This is a genomic window from Cellulomonas rhizosphaerae (assembly GCF_003470205.1).
GTDB lineage: Bacteria > Actinomycetota > Actinomycetes > Actinomycetales > Cellulomonadaceae > Cellulomonas > Cellulomonas rhizosphaerae.
In genome coordinates this window covers 1-17,062 of record NZ_QWKP01000220.1, presented here as the reverse complement: position 1 = coordinate 17,062, position 17,062 = coordinate 1, and the positions used below count along the sequence as shown (strand labels likewise).

At 67.5% G+C, this 17,062-nt stretch carries 14 protein-coding genes and 1 pseudogene; 9 read left to right on the top strand and 6 right to left on the bottom strand.

All coding sequences use genetic code 11. From position 1 onward, the window contains the following. Positions 1–90 precede the first annotated feature (90 nt). A complete protein-coding gene (locus D1825_RS18325; RefSeq protein WP_158580761.1) occupies positions 91–465 on the bottom strand; it encodes a hypothetical protein in 375 nt (124 codons plus the stop codon). Positions 466–619: 154 nt separating this feature from the next. On the opposite strand from D1825_RS18325, the gene D1825_RS16050 reads away from it, so the two are divergent. The 6 genes from D1825_RS16050 (at position 620) to D1825_RS16025 (ending at position 11,398) form a co-directional block, all read left to right on the top strand. Next, a complete protein-coding gene (locus tag D1825_RS16050) occupies positions 620–1,534 on the top strand; it encodes a tyrosine-type recombinase/integrase (RefSeq protein WP_158580760.1) in 915 nt (304 codons plus the stop codon). A gap of 28 nt (positions 1,535–1,562) precedes the next feature. Then, positions 1,563–3,041, top strand: a complete 1,479-nt coding sequence (locus tag D1825_RS16045) for a hypothetical protein (protein ID WP_118768425.1) — start codon at positions 1,563–1,565, stop codon at positions 3,039–3,041. 578 nt (positions 3,042–3,619) lie between these two features. Next, positions 3,620–3,781 (top strand): hypothetical protein, encoded by a 162-nt coding sequence (locus D1825_RS18320; RefSeq protein ID WP_158580759.1) that lies wholly within the window; start codon positions 3,620–3,622, stop codon positions 3,779–3,781. A gap of 233 nt (positions 3,782–4,014) precedes the next feature. Further along, the gene (locus D1825_RS16035) at positions 4,015–6,396 is read left to right on the top strand and encodes a hypothetical protein (protein ID WP_118768423.1); all 2,382 of its coding nucleotides are present in this window, start codon (positions 4,015–4,017) and stop codon (positions 6,394–6,396) included. Between the two features lie 208 nt (positions 6,397–6,604). Then, positions 6,605–7,603 (top strand): DUF4917 family protein, encoded by a 999-nt coding sequence (locus tag D1825_RS16030; protein ID WP_118768422.1) that lies wholly within the window; start codon positions 6,605–6,607, stop codon positions 7,601–7,603. A 294-nt stretch (positions 7,604–7,897) separates the two neighbouring features. Further along, the gene (locus D1825_RS16025; protein ID WP_158580758.1) at positions 7,898–11,398 is read left to right on the top strand and encodes an SIR2 family protein; all 3,501 of its coding nucleotides are present in this window, start codon (positions 7,898–7,900) and stop codon (positions 11,396–11,398) included. A 636-nt stretch (positions 11,399–12,034) separates the two neighbouring features. Here the strand turns inward: D1825_RS16025 and D1825_RS16020 are convergent. Together D1825_RS16020 and D1825_RS16015 are read right to left on the bottom strand one after the other, a co-directional pair. After that, entirely contained in the window at positions 12,035–12,691 is a 657-nt protein-coding gene (locus D1825_RS16020) for a hypothetical protein (RefSeq protein ID WP_118768420.1), read from the bottom strand. A gap of 3 nt (positions 12,692–12,694) precedes the next feature. After that, positions 12,695–13,183 carry a hypothetical protein gene (locus D1825_RS16015; protein ID WP_158580757.1) on the bottom strand — a complete coding sequence of 163 codons (489 nt, stop codon included), beginning with the start codon at positions 13,181–13,183 and terminating at the stop codon, positions 12,695–12,697. Between the two features lie 197 nt (positions 13,184–13,380). Between D1825_RS16015 and D1825_RS18315 the strand changes: the two genes are divergently transcribed. From D1825_RS18315 to D1825_RS16000, 3 genes are all read left to right on the top strand, one after another. Beyond that, the gene (locus D1825_RS18315; protein WP_158580756.1) at positions 13,381–13,773 is read left to right on the top strand and encodes a DUF4241 domain-containing protein; all 393 of its coding nucleotides are present in this window, start codon (positions 13,381–13,383) and stop codon (positions 13,771–13,773) included. A gap of 151 nt (positions 13,774–13,924) precedes the next feature. After that, entirely contained in the window at positions 13,925–14,497 is a 573-nt protein-coding gene (locus D1825_RS16005) for a hypothetical protein (RefSeq protein ID WP_138067698.1), read from the top strand. Between the two features lie 86 nt (positions 14,498–14,583). Further along, positions 14,584–15,207, top strand: coding sequence for a dihydrofolate reductase family protein (locus D1825_RS16000; protein WP_118768416.1), 624 nt, complete (start codon positions 14,584–14,586; stop codon positions 15,205–15,207). A gap of 2 nt (positions 15,208–15,209) precedes the next feature. On the opposite strand, the gene D1825_RS15995 is transcribed toward D1825_RS16000, so the two are convergent. The 3 genes and pseudogenes from D1825_RS15995 to D1825_RS15985 form a co-directional block, all read right to left on the bottom strand. Beyond that, a complete protein-coding gene (locus D1825_RS15995; RefSeq protein WP_118768415.1) occupies positions 15,210–15,995 on the bottom strand; it encodes an HpcH/HpaI aldolase family protein in 786 nt (261 codons plus the stop codon). Further along, positions 15,980–16,762, bottom strand: coding sequence for a 2-keto-4-pentenoate hydratase (locus tag D1825_RS15990; RefSeq protein ID WP_118768483.1), 783 nt, complete (start codon positions 16,760–16,762; stop codon positions 15,980–15,982). Before D1825_RS15990 ends, D1825_RS15995 begins: the two co-directional genes overlap by 16 nt. A 5-nt stretch (positions 16,763–16,767) precedes the next feature. After that, positions 16,768–17,062 (bottom strand): annotated as a pseudogene (locus D1825_RS15985) (3,4-dihydroxyphenylacetate 2,3-dioxygenase); the annotation flags it as partial.

The window sequence follows — 17,062 nt, the reverse complement described above, 5'->3', positions numbered from 1 at the left end:
GTGCAGACTCGCTACCGTCGCCGGGCGTCCTGGGCGGCTAGCCACACGCCCTGGATCCGACGGCGCGGGTCCTGCAGGTCGACGAGGACGTCACTGCCGGCGAAGTGGGTGGCCACCGTGCCGACGAGCTCGAGCGTCGGGGAGCAGGAAACCGTCCATCTGCTCCTCGAGGTGTTGGGCGCACACCTTCCACAGAAAGGCGCCGTAGCAGCTGAGCTCACGAATGACCGTGGCGTCGCCGCCGTAGAGCGTGGACGCCATCAGGACCGCGAGCATGCAGATCGGCGGGTAGTCCGGGCGCTTGCCCTTGCCCACCCGCGGCGGGAAGGCGGCGGTGAGATCGTGGAGACCCGGGAACGCAAAGCAGGCAATGGCCGCCTCGATGTACGCGGGTGTCTCGAACGCTCCCCTTCGCAGGTCGACGGGGATGGCTGCGCGGGCGGGGCCAATGTTTGTGATGGTCACGATGTCCTCCTGGACGGTGCTTGGTGACCGGCACGGTTCGGGCCAGGCGGGCGGACGCAATCGCCTCTTCGCGCATTCCCGCGACGGCCCTCGCGCGTTCAGTGGCTCCCCTTTGGGAGACGCCTGTCCTACGGTCGAAGCGGACGGTGATCGGATGGGCGACCAGACGAGTGATGTCGACCGCAGCCTCGATGACGCACTGGAGCAGGTGCGGGCGGCGTGGCTGATCGACGACGCGTTCTCGGAGCAGACGCGGCTACGAAACGGTGAAACTGTCGAGCGGTTCACACGTCGGGCGGCGACACAGGGCGCACGCAGCCTCGGTGACCTCACGCCCGAGTTGTGCCGCGGATTCCTCGTCGCTCCGACGTCCGAGGGGCGCCGGCCGGAGCTCACGACACAACACGCCCGCCGGGCCGCGTTGCGCATGTACTTCCGCACCCTGCGGCAGCTCGAGTTGATCGACTGGGATCCGACGTTGGATCTGCAGTTGCAGGCCCGCTCGTCGACCGCGGCGCGTCCGCTCACCGACGACGAAGTCACGCTGTGTCGGTTCGCGTCGCGCCTCGGCTCCGCAGGAGCGATCTCACTGCAACGGGCCGTTTGCTGGGCCCTGGCGGAAGCCACGGCCATCACGAGCGAGATCGCGCAGGTGCGCATCAACGACGTCGATGACTGTGAGAACCCGCGCTGGGTTCGCCTGGCCGGCACAAAGCGCTCTCGAGAGCGACGCGGCGAGCTCACAGAGTGGGGCTCACACGTAGTGAGCCGTCAGATCCAAGTCCTGGTCAGCGCAGGTGCCCCGACCTCGACCCTGCTGACCTACCGAGGGTCAGGGGTGCCAGGGCAACACGTCGCGCAGGCGGCTGTCTGTAACGCGATCGCCGAGATCCTCAAGGCTGTCGACCTGGCCGGGGAGCCTGATGTCCGACCCGCGTCGGTCCGGAACTGGACCGGCCGGCGCCTTTTCGATTCCGGCATGCCGATCGAGCAGGTGGCAGTGCGAATGGGGGCTCGGAGCCTGGACACGGTTGCCGAGGACATCGCGCTTAACTGGAGCCCGGCATGACTGCCGCCGAGCTCGAGGTCCACGTCTGATGGCCCGCCCGGTCGTGCGAATCGGCACCCTCGACCGGCTGCAGGCCGTGCTGTCGTCGCCGAGCATCTACCGCCTGGGTGCCGAGCTGACCCACGAGCACCGCATCGGTCGGTGCACGACGCACCCGCCGTACGTGATGCTGCAGTTCGCTGCGTTGGCGCGGCTTGCCCGTTCCGGGATTCGCGTCGAGGTAGTCCTCGCCAACGCCACGACCTGGGCGTACGCGCGCCAGACCATAGCGAGCGCTCTCGCCCAAGCCGACGTCGACCTCCCCGAACCTGGTCGGACACCGCCTACATGGGAGCAGTGGCGATGGTTCCGAGACCATCACCTCGCGACCGAAGATGGGCTGGGGACACTTGGGCGTGTCTACCCGCAGGTCGCGGTCGAGTTGGCCCGCTCGATCGGTCAGCTCAACCCGCGCGGCCCCGGGTCGTTGACCCACCCCGACGCGTCCCGCACCGTGTACGGCGACGGCACGATCGTGCGACCGATCTACCAGCCACCCGAGGCGGTTCGTGTCGTGCAGCCTGACGGTTCCACGCGCGCTCGGTACCCGGACCCTCGAACTGGGCGACTCGAGGAGTGGCCGAGTGGCCGCTTCGATCCCAACCTGGCCGAGCACCACGGCACTCGCGGCCCCGTTCAGGGGCATGGCTACGTCGCCTTCCACACCCGTGGCCGGCGCGCTTACGAACGCGTCGTCCTGGCCGTCGACCACATCCCTGAGCCCGGCGCAGAGGCCCCGGCGGCGGTCCGCCTCCTCGGCAATGTCGCTCGTGATGCACGCGACGGCATCCAACTCGTCGTCTACGACGGTGCCTTTCACGGTGTGCACATCGACGAAGTCATGCGTCGCCACGGCTACCTGGTAATCAGCAAGATCCCCACAGGCCAGGACGTCCCCGGCGCGCTGCAGGCCGTCAGGACTCAATGCGGCCGCCTCGCGAAGAGCTACCCGCTGGGGCTCGCCACCCATACCCTGCCGACCGGATCATGCAGCCACGCGATCGCCACCATCGGCGGGCGGGTCGTACAGCTCGACTTGGACGAACGCGGCGACCCGGTCGTGATCGCCACCCCGAGGCGAGGACCTATCAAGCGAACTCGGCGCGCGAACGGCGACTATCACTTCAACCTCGGCTACGACATCGACTGCCCCTACGGAGACTTCACGGTGTGGCTCTCGCCGGGTGGCACACACGGCGACTACTCGCGCCCCGAGAACCTGCGGGCAATCCCCGACGACGACCCCGATTCGCTGCGCCTCCGCGGGCTCCGAAGCGACGCCGAGTCCTTCCACGCCAATCTCAAGCGAACACTGCTCACGGACCGGGCCATGAGTCTGGGCTGGCGGCGAGGGTTGCTCGACGTCTACGCGTTCTCGCTGCTCAACAATGCCCTGACCGAGTTCCGCGCGCTGCAAGTCGCGTCCGACTCCGCACGCCGCCTCCCGACGATCAAGTGGGCGAAGTAGAGGTGCGTAGTGCGCCTGCGGCTGGCGGCAGTCGGGACCTTCCGATCGGGGTTCTCGAGCCGACGGCTTCAGGCTTGTGGTCAATCGAGACCCAGGACGGCTCGCGCTTTCTGTTCGACCTTCCACAGGATGGCACGCCGCGTGTGACGAGGTACCCAGGCCCTACGGCCGGCCGATCACCCCAGGCGGACGGAACACCGTTGGTCGTCATTTCTTGGGAGGGCACCCGCGCTGCGGGCGGGGGTGACCCAAGCGTCCTTCTCGGGGACCAGGTGATCCTCGTTCTTGAGCCGCTCAGTGCAGATGCTGAGTTCAGCGTGTGCATCACGGGTCGCGTCGTGCAGATCGAGCAGCTACGAGACGCCGTGGAGCGCCCATGAACCCGGCAACGCCGGCCGATGACCTGGGAGACGCAGTTGGTGTGGCCGAACTGGACCTCGACACGGCCACAGGGCTCTGGCTCGTGCTCAGCTCCAGCCAAACGATCTACCGGCTCGACCTGGATCGCCGACGACTTCGGCGTGAGCCGGGCCCAATCTCACCCAGAGGTCCGTTCGACAACGAATGGGGTGCCGCTCGTGCGCGTCGAGATCCTCATCGACGAGTTCACGACCCGCGAAACCCGGAGGATCACGGTTGGCCGCAGGCACCTGTACGTGACGGACCCAATGGGGGGCATGGCGGACTTCCGCTGGTGGCTGCAGAGAGTGACCGAGCGCATTCAACGAACGGCGCCGTGACAGTTCTGTAGCAAGAACAGATGTGACCCCCTTCTCGGCTCGAGTCAGCCACGCCGTGGCATCCGAAACATGTCAGCGCTGGCTGACACCCTTCTGGCGTGAGAACCGAATCCGACTCTGCCGACCGGCCTCGCCCGCTCTCGCCCTCCTGGGCACAAGAGGCCGCCGCCCCTGACCTATCTACGACCTGCCACGAAGCGACCTATATCTCCCCGGAGGGTCGGCGACTTCACATGGTGGCCGGCAGCGCGGCAGCGCTTCAGTCAGCGGTTCTACCCCTGATCGCCGTCGCGCAGGCCGACGAATCAGCGGAGGAGGATCCGTTCGAAGCGAAGGACCTTGCCGCGGAAGTCCATCGGGCCACGTCCGAACTGTGTGAACTCCTGTCGGGTCATGACGCGCTGGACGTCATGTCGATGGTCAGGCAGTACCTCGTGCCGCCCGACTTGGCGCTTTGGGTCGAAAGCAGCTCGCAAGTCATCGACTCTTGGGCGTGCGGGGAGGTCGTTGCACTCGCCCTGCTCGGCAACGGACTACCGGAACGGTCAGCTCCCTCGAAAGCTACTGCCCAGATCATCCCGGTTCTCCTACAGGCTGCCGCCCGGGTGGTCCATTTGGCCGTGTTTGCGTCGATGGCAACTCGAGCCGACGCCGTAACCACGACGGCCCTCGACGCCGGGGCAAGCGACGTGGCGTGGCAGTTGCGCAGCTACGAGACGACCGTTCGCGGTCGCCAGTACGTCTCGATCGCCGAGCGAATCAACGAGGCGACCCTCCGCCGCCCCAACGCGGATGTCGCCTGGCGTCAGGTGCTTGGGTTCGACTACTCAGACGTGTTGGCGGTGAGGGGGGCCTTGATCGACGTCCTTGGCGCGGCGCAGGAGGCTACGTTCGACCGCATCGCCGAAGCTGCAACGGCAGACGCCATACCCGATGCGGACACACTCGATGCGGTCCGGGCCGTCTTTCAGAATCCTTCGGTCCTGCACCTGATCACCGTCGATCGGGTGGTGGCCCACACAGGCCTGAGTGCCGAGGCGGTCACCGGCGTCCTCGACCTGTTCAGCATCGCTCCGGATGGCAGGACGTCACTCGAGCTCATCGAAGAGTTCGTCGCTGGCCGCAATCCAATGACTGGTAAGGGGATCCTCAAGGCGCCAGGGCGCGGTTACCTGGTCCTACCTGGCGCCATTGCCCTCGATGAAATTCGCAGAGCCGCCGAGTCGCGCATTGCGAAGGACGTCGCGTGGGTTAAGTACGGCAAGGGTCGCGACAGCGCAGCCGAAGCGCTCGTTGCCGACGCGTTCCAGCAGATGGTCCATGGCCGTGGTGACATGCGCCGCCAGCTGCGCTATCGGGCCGCGTCCCGGCCCGGTCAGACAGTCGACCTGTCCGCGGCCGCGAACAGCGCCGGTGAGGCTGACAGTGCCGAAGCCGACGCGCTCCTGGTGCTCGACGGAGTCGCCCTGTGCATCGAGGTGAAGGCGGGATCAATCAGAACCCCCTCGCGCCAAGGGCGCTCGACACATCTGCGCAGAGACCTAAAGCAGACCGTGCAGTCGGCTGCAGATCAAGCAAACCGGCTCCGGCGCCTCATCACGAGCCATCAGGGTCTGTGGTTGGAAGACGGGAGCTGGCTCGACCTTCCTGAAATCCGCGAGGTGTACAGCATCGTCGTCACTCTGGACGACCTTGGTCCAGCGGGCCTCGACGTCGAAGCTCTGGTGAGAAGCGGAGTGCTGAGCCAGACGACTTTGCCTTGGATCGTCAGCGTTCATGACGTCCTCGTGATCGCCGAACTTCTCGATCGCCCCGAGCACTTCCTGACCTATCTTCGGCGGCGTACCAATCGCGATGCTGCGTTGTGGGTGACTGCTGTCGACGAACTCGACATCGTGATGTGGTTCATCGGAGGTGGCTTTTATTTCGAGGCGGACCCTGATCGCCTGCACGGCGACCACCCTGGCGGTCGCCCGCCGACTGCAAAGGACCGGCGCACGTACGCCGAGCAAGGGCGCACCATCGTTGGCACCTTCACCGACCCACTCGACGCTTGGTACTACCACCGTGAAGGCAGTTCTTCCGCACCCGCTGACCGACCGATCCGCGACATCAACGAGTTCGTGCAAGGCCTGATCGACCAGATGACCGCGCACGAAGCGCCGGGATGGTGGCGCTCGAGTGCAGACCTGGACGGCTACTCGGCGCGCGCCCAAGCCGACATCGCTCGCCACGTCGCGGGGACATTGCGATTGTCGGCGAGGGACGGGAAGTTTCACACGTACGCGAGCGGCGGAACCGACGATTCCGGCCGATGGCTCTTCATCTTCGCGACTGGACCGGACTCGGCGCGGAACATCGATCATTTGCGCGAGTACCTGCGTGCAAAGAAGCATCTCGAACACGCCGACCGTGCCATGGCCTTCTTCCTCGGCACAGACGGAGCGCCGCGCCTCACCATCTGGATGGCGGACCCGCCCGCCCCTGATCAGGAGTTGGATCGCCTCGCGCGAGCGATGCGACTCGTTCCACCGGACCGCACACCTCGCGTCATTCCACCCCACGCAAAGCCCGGCGCCGCGCGCAGCACTCGGAAGAAGCGCCGCAAACGATGAGGCCGACGTCCGTGGCCCCATCTGGTGCCTTGGTCGAGCGCAGCGCCCGAACCACGGGCGAGACGGCTGGACCTTCCACCCCCTCGGTTGGGAGGGGCAGGGCGGCGGCCTGTCGTAGTGCGCAGCGATAGCCTCACCTCAACATGACTGCACCAACTCGGCCGGTTCAAAGTTTCGGCGGCTGGAACCTGATGGTGAAGGGGTTGCGATGACCACCGCCATCGACTCTGACCTCCAGAGTTGGCTAAGCCTCCAGGAAGACGACTGGCCGACATTGCTGGTAGGCAACGGCCTGAGCATCAACCTCTGGGCCGGCTTCAGCTATTCCAGCCTCTACCAGAGCGCGGCACTGACGACGGCCGCGCAATCCATCTTCAATGAACTCGGCACAACAAACTTCGAGCAGTGTCTCGAGTGCCTGCACCATGCGAACATCGCGCTCAGCGCACTAAACGAGTCCACCGCCAAGGTGGACCAGACCTACGAAGACGTCCGTGACGCCCTTTTCACGGCCGTCGGCCTGGTCCACGTGCCCTGGGAGCGATTCCCCCAGGACGCACACGACGCGCTGGCCGTGGCCATCAACGGATACGACGCCGTCTTCACCACCAACTACGACCTGAGCCTGTACTGGAGCCAGATGCAGACCACGAAGGTGGTCGACATCGTCGACTACTTCTGGGCGGCGGGCCACCAGTTCGACCCCGCCGACACCGCCGTGCGGAGCAGTCGGTCAACCCGGATGCACTACCTGCACGGCGGCATCCACCTCTGGCAGGACAACCAGACGGGCGAGAACGGGAAGTGGACCAGCGGCAGAGGCCGACTACTCGACATCCAGGGCAAGTACGGACCGGGCATCGATCGACGCCCACTCTTCGTCAGCGAAGGCACCGCCGCCGCGAAGGCGCGCACCATCAGGCAGTCGACCTACCTGTCTTTCTGTCTGGAGCAGTTGCGGATGGACGACAAGCCAACGGTCGTTTTCGGACAGTCACTCGCGGATCAGGATCGTCACGTCGTAGCGGCACTCATGCACGGACCGACGCGGCGGATCGCGGTCTCGATGTACCCGACAACGGACGACGCTGCTGTCATCGCCGAGAAGGCGCGGATCCTCGGGGCGCTCGGCCGTCACAAGGTCGAGTTCTTCGACTCGACCTCGTACCCAATCGGAGCTCCGTCCTTGCTCATCCCGGCACCATGACTTGAACCGAAGCTCGCTCCAGGCGTTTGAATCCGGCATCCATGTCTGTTGCGGCCCGGCCGCGTGCGGGCGCGGAGGCGCGGGCTGGCAGCCCGCGGTACGGGTCGTAGACCACGACGGACCAGAAGTTGTTAACGGGCGAGTTCGCGGGGCGCTCTCGGTGCTCAAGCTCCAATTCGCGGCCACACCGATGAATACACTGCCCGAAGCGCGGCTGGCCTTGGCTCGACCGTAGTTGCCAGTTGGAACTCATCGCAGTGCGGAAGGGCTGGTAGCGGGATGCGGTTTGCAGGAGTGGACATCCCACCAGAACTCGTGTTCGCGCACGCCGACGGGGACGTGGTTTTTTTCGTGGGCGCCGGCGCTTCGATGGCCAGCCCGACGAACCTGCCCAACTTCACGGAGCTGGTGAAGCGAGTCGCTCAACGCACCGGAGCGGAAGAGCCGACCAAGCGGGCGCTCAAGGCGCCCGACGTGTGTCTGGGACGGCTTGTTCGACCCGGGGTCGACGTGCATGGCCTCGTTGCCCAGGAGATACGGGGCCGGCACCGCAATGCCCTGCACGACGCCATAGCGACGCTGGCGGCCGCACCCGGCACGCCCCGAATCGTGACCACGAACTACGACAACCACCTGCATAGCTCGCTGAGGGCGATCGGTGCCAAGCACTCGGTCTTCGAAGCCCCGGCAATGCCCGCCGGAGGCGACTTCGAGGGACTCGTGCACCTACATGGTCGACTCGGACAACCCCCGCGACGATTGATCGTCACAGACGCCGACTTCGGCCGCGCATACGTGACGCAGGGCTGGGCCCCCGCCTTCCTGCGGGAAGTGTTCGCCGAGTTCGTCGTTCTGTTCGTGGGCTACAGCCACGACGACCGCATGATGGAGTACCTCGCGAAGGGCTTGTCATCGAAGACCCGAGAGCGGTACATCCTCATCGACCGCGACAAGGCCAAGAAGTGGGCTGGCCTCGGGATCCGGCCGATCCTCTACACGCGTGACCAACACTCGATGGTCACCGCCACCCTCGAGCGCTGGGGCGCCTGGGCCCGGGATACACCGTTTGATCGCGCGCAGCGAATCCGGCGCCTCGCCGGCGAGACGCCGCCCGCCGACCCGGACGAAGACGACTTTCTTGTGGTCTCGCTCGACGACGAACGCCTGGCCAAGGAGGTTTGCGCCGTCGCCAAGGGCGATGAGTGGATCGACTGGATGGCTCGGCAACTGCCGTTCAAGAAGCTTGCTGGTACTGAAGACGCGGCGGTGGACGACCGTGTCCTGAGCCATGTGGCGAACTGGGCTGCGCAGGCCGGTGTCGGGACCGAGGCCTTCCGGCACCTCGACCAGGCGCTACGAGACACACCCGGTCCGGTGCACCCGATGTTCGTGTCTGCGGTCCTCCGGCGGATCACGTTTGAGCAAGTCGACGACGAGCAGCGCTCCCATTGGCTTCGGTGGGTCTTGGACTACGCCGTCGGCCAGCATGGGGCCGAACTCCAATGGCTGTGGGGGTCGGAAGTCAACCTCACCTGGCCGGACACGATGCTCCTGTTGAACCACCTGGCCAACCAGTGGCGGCCGAGCACCGGCTCGGGCTTCTGGGCGCTTCGATCGCCGCGTCTCGCCTCGGGCGGTGGACTCGAAGCTGGGATGCGTAGGCTGCTCGCCGTTCCGTCGCAGCCCGACAAGAGCCGCGAACTGTTGAGCTGGCTTACCGCCTACCTCGAGCAGGCCCATCGTCGCGTCACCTCGGCCGGCCGTTCGTTCGACCCCTGGTCCTACGCCCGGTCGTCGATCGCACCACATGAACAAGACCGGCGCGCCCCCAGCGAGCCCGAGCAGGTCCTGGTCGATCTCGGACGCGATGGGCTCGCGCAGATCGGGGCTGTAGCCCCTGAACTGGCTGACGCCGTCCGGGGACTCTGGTTCGACAGTCCAGCGCCGCTACTCCGACGGCTCGCGATCGACAACCTGTGGAAGGCAGCAGAACCACCCGCTGGGGTCAAGGTCTCGTTCGTGCTCGCGCGCCGGATGCTGTTCGACAATGAGGTCCGCCACGAGGTCTACGGGTTGCTTGCCTCGGCCGTGCCGGACTTGCCCGGCGATGAGTTCGACGATCTCGTACAGGCGGCGTCGGTGGGCCCAGAATTGAGCGCCGTTCGTCACGACGACCCCACGGTCGCTGTGAGGTACCGCGACCGCGCGGCGTTCGAGCTGCTGCATTGGCTCGTGAAGTACCGGCCCGGCGCCGCGGCGCCCCCAGCGCTGGCCGAGATCGAGCGGAGATTTCCGGAGTGGGAGCCAAGCCCACATCCCGACCTGTCTCGCTATACGGAGACCGGGTCGCGCAGCATCGAGGACGACTGGCCATGGGCGCCGCTCGAGTTCCACCAGATGCTCGCGGACGATGCGGGATCTGCCATCGCGCGACTCGGGTCCGAGCTGCCTGATGACGTGGAACGGGGATGGTGGGGAGCTGGCAGCATGCTCGAGCGCGTGGTCGGAGAGTGGCCGGATGACGGCTTCGTCATCTGGGATGCCTTGGCCCGTGTGGAAGTCCGGGAGTGTGTGATCCTCGGCTGGTCCACTGCACCGCTGGATGAGTCGCAGATGGATCGCGTGGCAGCAGTACTGAGCGCCGGGGACCTTGGAGGGCTCGCCGGTCCCGTTGCGCGACTCCTGCACCCGTGGACGAGTGACACTGCGCTGAGCCGGCGCTGGGTTCACCGAGGTGACGGTCGGGGGTTGGCGCGTCGCGCGGCCACGATGGTTGATGACACTGAGAGCCTCAGTGGCGCCACGGACCTCCATTCAGCGGCAATCAACAGTGCCCCAGGGGTGCTGGTCGATTTTTGGATCGATGTGGCCGTGGACGACGCGCGAACCGGCACCTACCCGGGGGGCGGCCTGTCCTCGGAGGTCGTGTCAGCACTTGAAGATCTGCTGGCAACGCATTCGCGGCTCGCCAGGGCGTCACTGCTGCGTCAGTTGAACTTCCTCTACCGCGCTGATCCGGCGTGGACAGCAATGCACCTACTGGCCACCATCGATCCGAACAAACTTCCGTGGCCCCAGGTCGAAGAAGCCTGGGGGATTCTCCTCCACGGTCAATTCAGCGAGGACCTCCTGCAGTCCGGGCTCCGCGAGTGGATACCTGTCTGCGCCCGGCGGGTCGGCCAAGGTTCGGAGATCACCGGCGACCTGATGCGACTTGCCGCTGTCGTGGCAGTCCACAGCACCATGGACGACGCCGAGCGGCTGTCGTGGCTGACCGCGCTGGTGGCCAATGCGACTACTGATGCCGTCGTTCAGTGGTCAGCGGAGGTGGGGGAGCTTGTCGAGGATCTTGAGCCCGCCGCACGTGCCTCACTGTGGGGAAGGTGGATGAAGCCGTACATCGCACTTCGCGTGGGCGGTGCACCTCGACTGCTGGAGGCTCCGGAGATCACCGCAATGCTCGGGTGGCTCGGAGGTCTCGACGCGGCCGTGAACGTCCGTGAGGGAGTGGACCTCCTGCTACGGACCTCGGTCGGCATCAGTTCGGAGACTGGCTCATGGCGGCAGGTCGATGTGCCGCCAGAAGCGCTCGAGGTTGCACCCGGCGAGTGGGCGCGTCTGCTCGCAGGGCTCCTTTCCGCGACGGCACACCCCCTGGCGCCGGGCGTCGCGCACTGGGCGTCGGGTGCACACACCACGCTGCGCGCATTGGGCGCTGATCAAGTCAGCATGGCGACGATCCGATCAGAGTTCTTCCGACTGACCGGCAACGACCTGGACGAACGAACCGCATAGCCACTGGAGTTTCAACCGGTGCCGTGGCTCGGAGGCGGACGGGTTCTGCGCCTCGTTGACCGGCACGCGCACCTCAAGTCGCCGGGGGCAGGGGCATCGCCTCGGTGCGCCGTCACCGCGTAGCCGCTTGACGACCGCCTGTTCGCGCGTCGCCCAACCCGAGCAGCCGCGACAACGTCGTCGCGCGGTGATTGCGCTCGTCGGGACCCGGAAAACCGTTCATGGTGAGTGAGGCGGGCCTGCCGCACTCAGAAGCATTCCGGGAACGCAGAAAAGTCATTCCCGCATCCCCGGCTCACGCCATCCGTACCTGCAACGAAGCTGCTGGTACGGATTAGAACATTGATCACCCAGAGGCCCGGGTGATGCGGAGTTTAATGGGTGGAACGCTCGGGACAACTTTCGTGTAGCTCGCGCCGCCCGCTCCGTGAGTGGGGCGCGCCATGGATACCTGCCAGGTGGCGACACGCTGCCCGTCGCGGACTCGTCGCACGCTGGCTCGGCGCTCCGGCGCCGCGGCACTTGCACGCGCAAGAGGCGACACGGATGGCGAGACGCCGGCTTCGGGGCCGATGAGCCACACGGTCGACGAAGAATGGCGACGCCGTCGGCCCCAGTTGACGTCCTCGCGTGCGTTCAGGCGCTCCGGCGCCACCAGGAGCCGCGCCCCGTTCGCGTAGGTGGATTCCAGGGAGGTCCCTCCAGTCGAGGACCGGAGATGACCAGACCCGATTCGGGGTCGACGACGAACGAGTCCGGATCGCCCGCGAGAAGGTCGCCCGTACAGTGGATGCCTGCTGCGCTCACCTCGACGACGCGCAAGTCATCGACAGCCAGTCGCGGCGATTGCCACGCGACTCCGTCCGCGCCCAGCGCGACGATGTCGATGAACCGCACGAGGAGCAGCAAGGAGGTCTCTGCAGAAGCCACAACCTGGTGAACCTGGTTGTGCGCGATCACGGCGCCGTCCGCCGGGGAGTCCACATTGACGAGGTACGCGAGTCCATCGACGACGACACACAGGCGTTCTGGCGCGGGCGTCGCGAAGACACCGGACTCGACTCCAAGTCCGCCGGCCGCGAACATGCCTATCCACTCGGGCGAATGTGCAGGCTGCACTCGGACTATGCGCGGCGGACCCCAGCGCGAGACGAACTCGTCCTGGAGATCGCCATCGCGATCAAATGCGTACACCGGCCGGCGCCAGTCGCCGTCAGCCGGAAACTCCGGGTCAACCTCCGCCTCGAATGCAGCAGAGAAGCCCAGTCGATCGAAGCCGTTCGCGCCCGTCATGCCCTACGCGTCCTCGACCGGTTCGAGGTGAACCTCCAGAGACCTCGCCGAGAACCGCAGCCGGGTGTTCACAGTGTTGAGCGAGAACTCGTTGCTCGATGACAGGTAGTCCAGAGCGCCGACCTGCCCACGCACCTCGATTGGCGTCCCGAGGAGGTCGTCGTCGTCCTCCCACGCGTGCACCAGGACTTCGCGGAAGCTCAAGACGGCAACTGGCGTGGCGCGTGCTTCCGGTGGTGTCCATTGGGGGTCGTCGTAGACGAAGCGCAGCGTCAGCGTCGGAATCTGCACCTGGTAGTCGAACCCGATGAACCGCATGTCGTGCAGGCGCACCCACATGCCCGCCTCGGTTTGGAACTCGTACAGCGTGAAGTCGCGGCGCACCAGGCTCGCGGCGGCGACTCCCGTGAACGCGACAGGTGCCTGATCAGCGGCGGCCGATGGTGGCCCACTCGCCCCCACAGGTTCTGAATTCCGCATGGAGAGTGCCACGGGGGAACGCTATAGGGCCTGTGACGTATCGGACGCGTGGTTTGTCTACGCCTCATGACCGGCCCAGACGCCAGGCGCTGATCGGGTCGCGGAGGCTCGGCACCCACGGGCGTCAGCGGGGGGTCTCCCGTTTCCTCAACGGCCTTGGCCGCCGACCTCGTGCGGCACCCTGGTCCACATGGACCTCGGCGCGGAGCGTGGCGTTCGTCGAGGTGCGGGTCGGGGACGGTGTCCCGGTCCGCTGGGAGGAGGACCCCGCGCTCGGGTTCGTGACCGACGGCGGCGACGGCGGCGTGTGGGCCCCGGCCACCCGGGGCAAGGAGCCAGTCGACGACGTCGCCGCGTTCGACTCCATCGAGGCGATGTACCCGAACGGTGACTCCGCCAGCGGCAACGTGTGCGTCCTCCGGTCGACGAAGGCCGGCGTGGACGGGCTCCAGTTCTCGGCCGGGTGGGGCGACGGCGGCTACCCGACCATCGTCGGCTACGACGCGGCCGGCCAGGAGGTCAGCGTCGTGTCGCACGGGCTGATCGTCCCGTGGGCGCTCAGCGGGCTTCCGGGCACTCCGCCGTCGGGCGAGGACCTCTGATGCTGGCGGATGCGTTCCCGGTCATCGATCGTCGCCGGTTCGACGTCGGTCCGTGACCCAGGACCGGCACACTCGAGCCGTGCCAGCGCCTATCGCCCCTCCTGTGGCAGCACTGCCGTCCGCGCCCCAGTGGGCGCGCTGGCTCCGACCCGTGGCAGTCGTCGGTATCGCGCTCGGAGCCGTCGTCGTCGCGCTGATGGCGCTCGTCCTCATGGTGGTGGGGATGTCTGACCCCGCGGTGCCGTGGGTGGGGCTCACGCCCGGCGCCGACGGCGCGCCGAACCTCGTCGTCCAGCGGGAAGGCGCCCGGGGCGTGACGGAGGTGTCGCTCGAGGCCGAGACATCCTTCGACGTTCTGTGGTCGGTCGAGCGGGTGTCCGACGAGGTGTGGGACGGCGTCATCCCCGTTGGCGGCGTCCCGCGAGGCTTCGAGGAGCGCGTCCCGGCGGGTACGGAGTCGTTCCCGGCCGGCTCCACCATCGTCGTGACCAACGGCTGCTACGGGTCGTACGTCACGATGCCGCGGGGCGCGTTGACTCCCGGCGCAATCACGACCGACGACGGTGTGCTCGACGTCGACGAGTTCTCTGCCGACGGCAGTGCATTCAGCTCGTGCGGCCCGGATGACCTGAAGACTCCGCTCGCGATTGCCGGCGGCGGCGTGGTTCTCCTCCTCGGGGGCATCGTCCTGCTGGTGGCGACCGCGCGACGTCGCGTCACCTGACGCACGGGACGCGCTCCCGACGAGCCGCCTCGGCTCAGTCGTGGCTAGGCTCGAGCTGTCCACCCAGCGACGGTCGGGGAGAAGCCATGGGACGCCTGCACATCGACCTGTTCGTCACGCTCGACGGCGTCGCGCAGGCGCCGGGTGCCCCGGAGGAGGACCAGTCGGACGGGTTCCCGTTCGGCGGGTGGCAGGCGCCGCTGATGGACGACCTCGTCGGCCAGAAGGTCACCGACGGCATCGCCCAGATGGACGCGCTCCTGCTCGGTCGCAAGACCTACGACATCTTCGCGGCGTACTGGCCGCACCAGGGCAACGAGATCGGGCGCCAGCTCAACGCGGTGCCCAAGTACGTGGCGAGTCGCGGGACGCCGGAGCTCGGCTGGGCGGACTCGACGCTGCTCGGCGGCGACCTCGTCGCCGAGGTCGGGGCTGTCCGCGACCGGCACGAGAACACGCACGTGATCGGCAGCGTCGACCTCGTCCAGACCCTGCTCGCCGAGCGGTTGTTCGACGTGCTGACGCTGTGGGTCTACCCGATCGTGCTCGGGCAGGGGAAGAAGGTGTTCCCCGACGGGGCACGGGCGTCCGGCCTCACGCTGATCGAACTGCCGCAGGCGGGGAGCTCAGGTGCGGTCATGCTGCGGTACGCACCGACGGGCGCCGATCCGGAGACCGGTGACATGACGGTGGAGGACGAAGCGAGCTGAGCTCACGCCTCCCGGTGCCCGACGAACCGGGCGGCGAGGTCCTCGGACCCCCGGGCGAGCAGCGTCACGTCGGCGCCGACGAGCACGAAGGACGCACCGGCGTCGGCGTACGCATGCGCCAGGTCCGGGTCGAACGCGTTGACGCCCACCGGCTTGCCCGCCGCGCGGACGGCGTCGAAGACGCGGTGGACGGCGGCGACCACGTCGGGATGACTTTGCTGACCGAGCAGCCCCATCGAGGCGGCGAGGTCGGCCGGCCCGACGAAGACGGCGTCGACCCCGTCGGTCGCGGCGATCTCGCCCGCAGTCTCGACCCCGGAGATCGTCTCGACCTGCACGACGAGGGACACGTGGTCGTCGGCGCCCTGGACGTACCCCTCGACGCGGTTCCACCGTCCTGAGCGGGCCAGCGCCGAGCCGACGCCGCGGACCCCGTGCGGGGGGTACCGCACCGCCGCGACCGCGGCCCGGGCCTCCTCCGCGGAGGACACCATGGGCACCACGAGGCTCTGCGCTCCCAGGTCGAGGACCTGCTTGATCGCGACGGGGTCACCGCTGGGCACGCGCACGACGGCCGTCACCGGGTAGCCGCCGACGGCCTGCAGCTGCGCGAGCACCGATTCCAGGGTGTTGGGCGAGTGCTCCATGTCGATCAGCACGCAGTCCAGGCCCGAGCCCGCGCAGATCTCCGCGACGAGCGCGCTGCCCGAGCAGACCCACATGCCGACGAGCGGGCGGTCGGCCGCGGCGAGCGCGTCGCGGAAGGTCGGGGTCAGGTGAAGCGGCATGTGATCGTCCCCAGGTCGCGGTAGTCGGCCAGCAGGGTGTCGCCCGGCTGGACCCAGATCGGGCGGGTGAACGAGCCCGCGAGGACGAGCTCGCCGGCCGCGAGGTGGTCGCCGTGCTGCGCCAGCTTGTTCGCCAGCCACGCGACCCCGGTCGCCGGGTGGCCGAGCACGGCGCTCGCGACGCCGGACTCCTCGACGACCCCGTTGCGGTGGAGCACCGCGGCGACCCAGGGCAGGTCGACGTCGTCGGGCCGCGCGGTCGTGTCCCCGACGACCATCGCGCCCATCGCGGCGTTGTCGCTGATGGTGTCGACGATCGTGCGGCCCTCGAGCTCGATGCGGGACGAGAGGATCTCGAGCGCGGGCACCACGTGCTCGGTGGCGCGCAGGACGTCGGCCAGGGTCACGTCCGGACCCTCGAGCGGCTCGGCCAGGCGGAAGGCGAGCTCGACCTCGACGCGAACGCTCGAGAACCGGCCGTGCTCGATGACCGACCCGCTCGCGTAGACCATGTCGTCGAAGATGGCGCCGTAGTCGGGCTCGTCGATGCCGGTCGCGACCTGCATGACCTTCGACGTCAGGCCGATCTTGTGGCCCACGGGTCGCCGCCCGGCGGCCACGGCTCGCCGTCGCCACTCGCCCTGCACGGCGTACGCGTCGTCGACCGTCATGCCGGGGTGGCGCGCGGTGAGCAGCGGCACCATGGTCCGGTCCCGCTCCGCCCCGGCGAGCTCGTCGGCGATCGCGACGAGCGTCGCCGCGTGCATCGGGCTCACAGCTGGTGACCCAGCTTGTACTCGCCCTGCTTCCAGCTCGGCAGCTCGTCCTCGTCCTTGCGCGTGTAGGAGAAGCCGTCCGCCCCGATGGTCACGGCCATCTCGCTGGTGTCCGTGCGGGCGACGACAGGCTGCGGGCTGCCGTCCAGGTCGAGGACCAGCGACGCCTCGGTGTACCAGGAGGGGACCACGGGGTTGCCCCACCAGTCGCGGCGCTGGTTGTCGTGGACGTCCCACGTGACCACCGGGTTGTCCGGGTCGCCCGTGTAGTAGTCCTGCGTGTAGATCTCG

Coding starts and splice junctions, on each gene's coding strand:
- D1825_RS16045 (WP_118768425.1), top strand. CDS start 1,563: ATGGCCCGCCCGGTCGTGCGAATCGGCACCCTCGACCGGCTGCAGGCC.
- D1825_RS16030 (WP_118768422.1), top strand. CDS start 6,605: ATGACCACCGCCATCGACTCTGACCTCCAGAGTTGGCTAAGCCTCCAG.
- D1825_RS16020 (WP_118768420.1), bottom strand. CDS start 12,691: ATGACGGGCGCGAACGGCTTCGATCGACTGGGCTTCTCTGCTGCATTC.
- D1825_RS15990 (WP_118768483.1), bottom strand. CDS start 16,762: ATGCACGCGGCGACGCTCGTCGCGATCGCCGACGAGCTCGCCGGGGCG.
- D1825_RS16000 (WP_118768416.1), top strand. CDS start 14,584: ATGGGACGCCTGCACATCGACCTGTTCGTCACGCTCGACGGCGTCGCG.
- D1825_RS16050 (WP_158580760.1), top strand. CDS start 620: ATGGGCGACCAGACGAGTGATGTCGACCGCAGCCTCGATGACGCACTG.
- D1825_RS16035 (WP_118768423.1), top strand. CDS start 4,015: ATGGTGGCCGGCAGCGCGGCAGCGCTTCAGTCAGCGGTTCTACCCCTG.
- D1825_RS15995 (WP_118768415.1), bottom strand. CDS start 15,995: ATGCCGCTTCACCTGACCCCGACCTTCCGCGACGCGCTCGCCGCGGCC.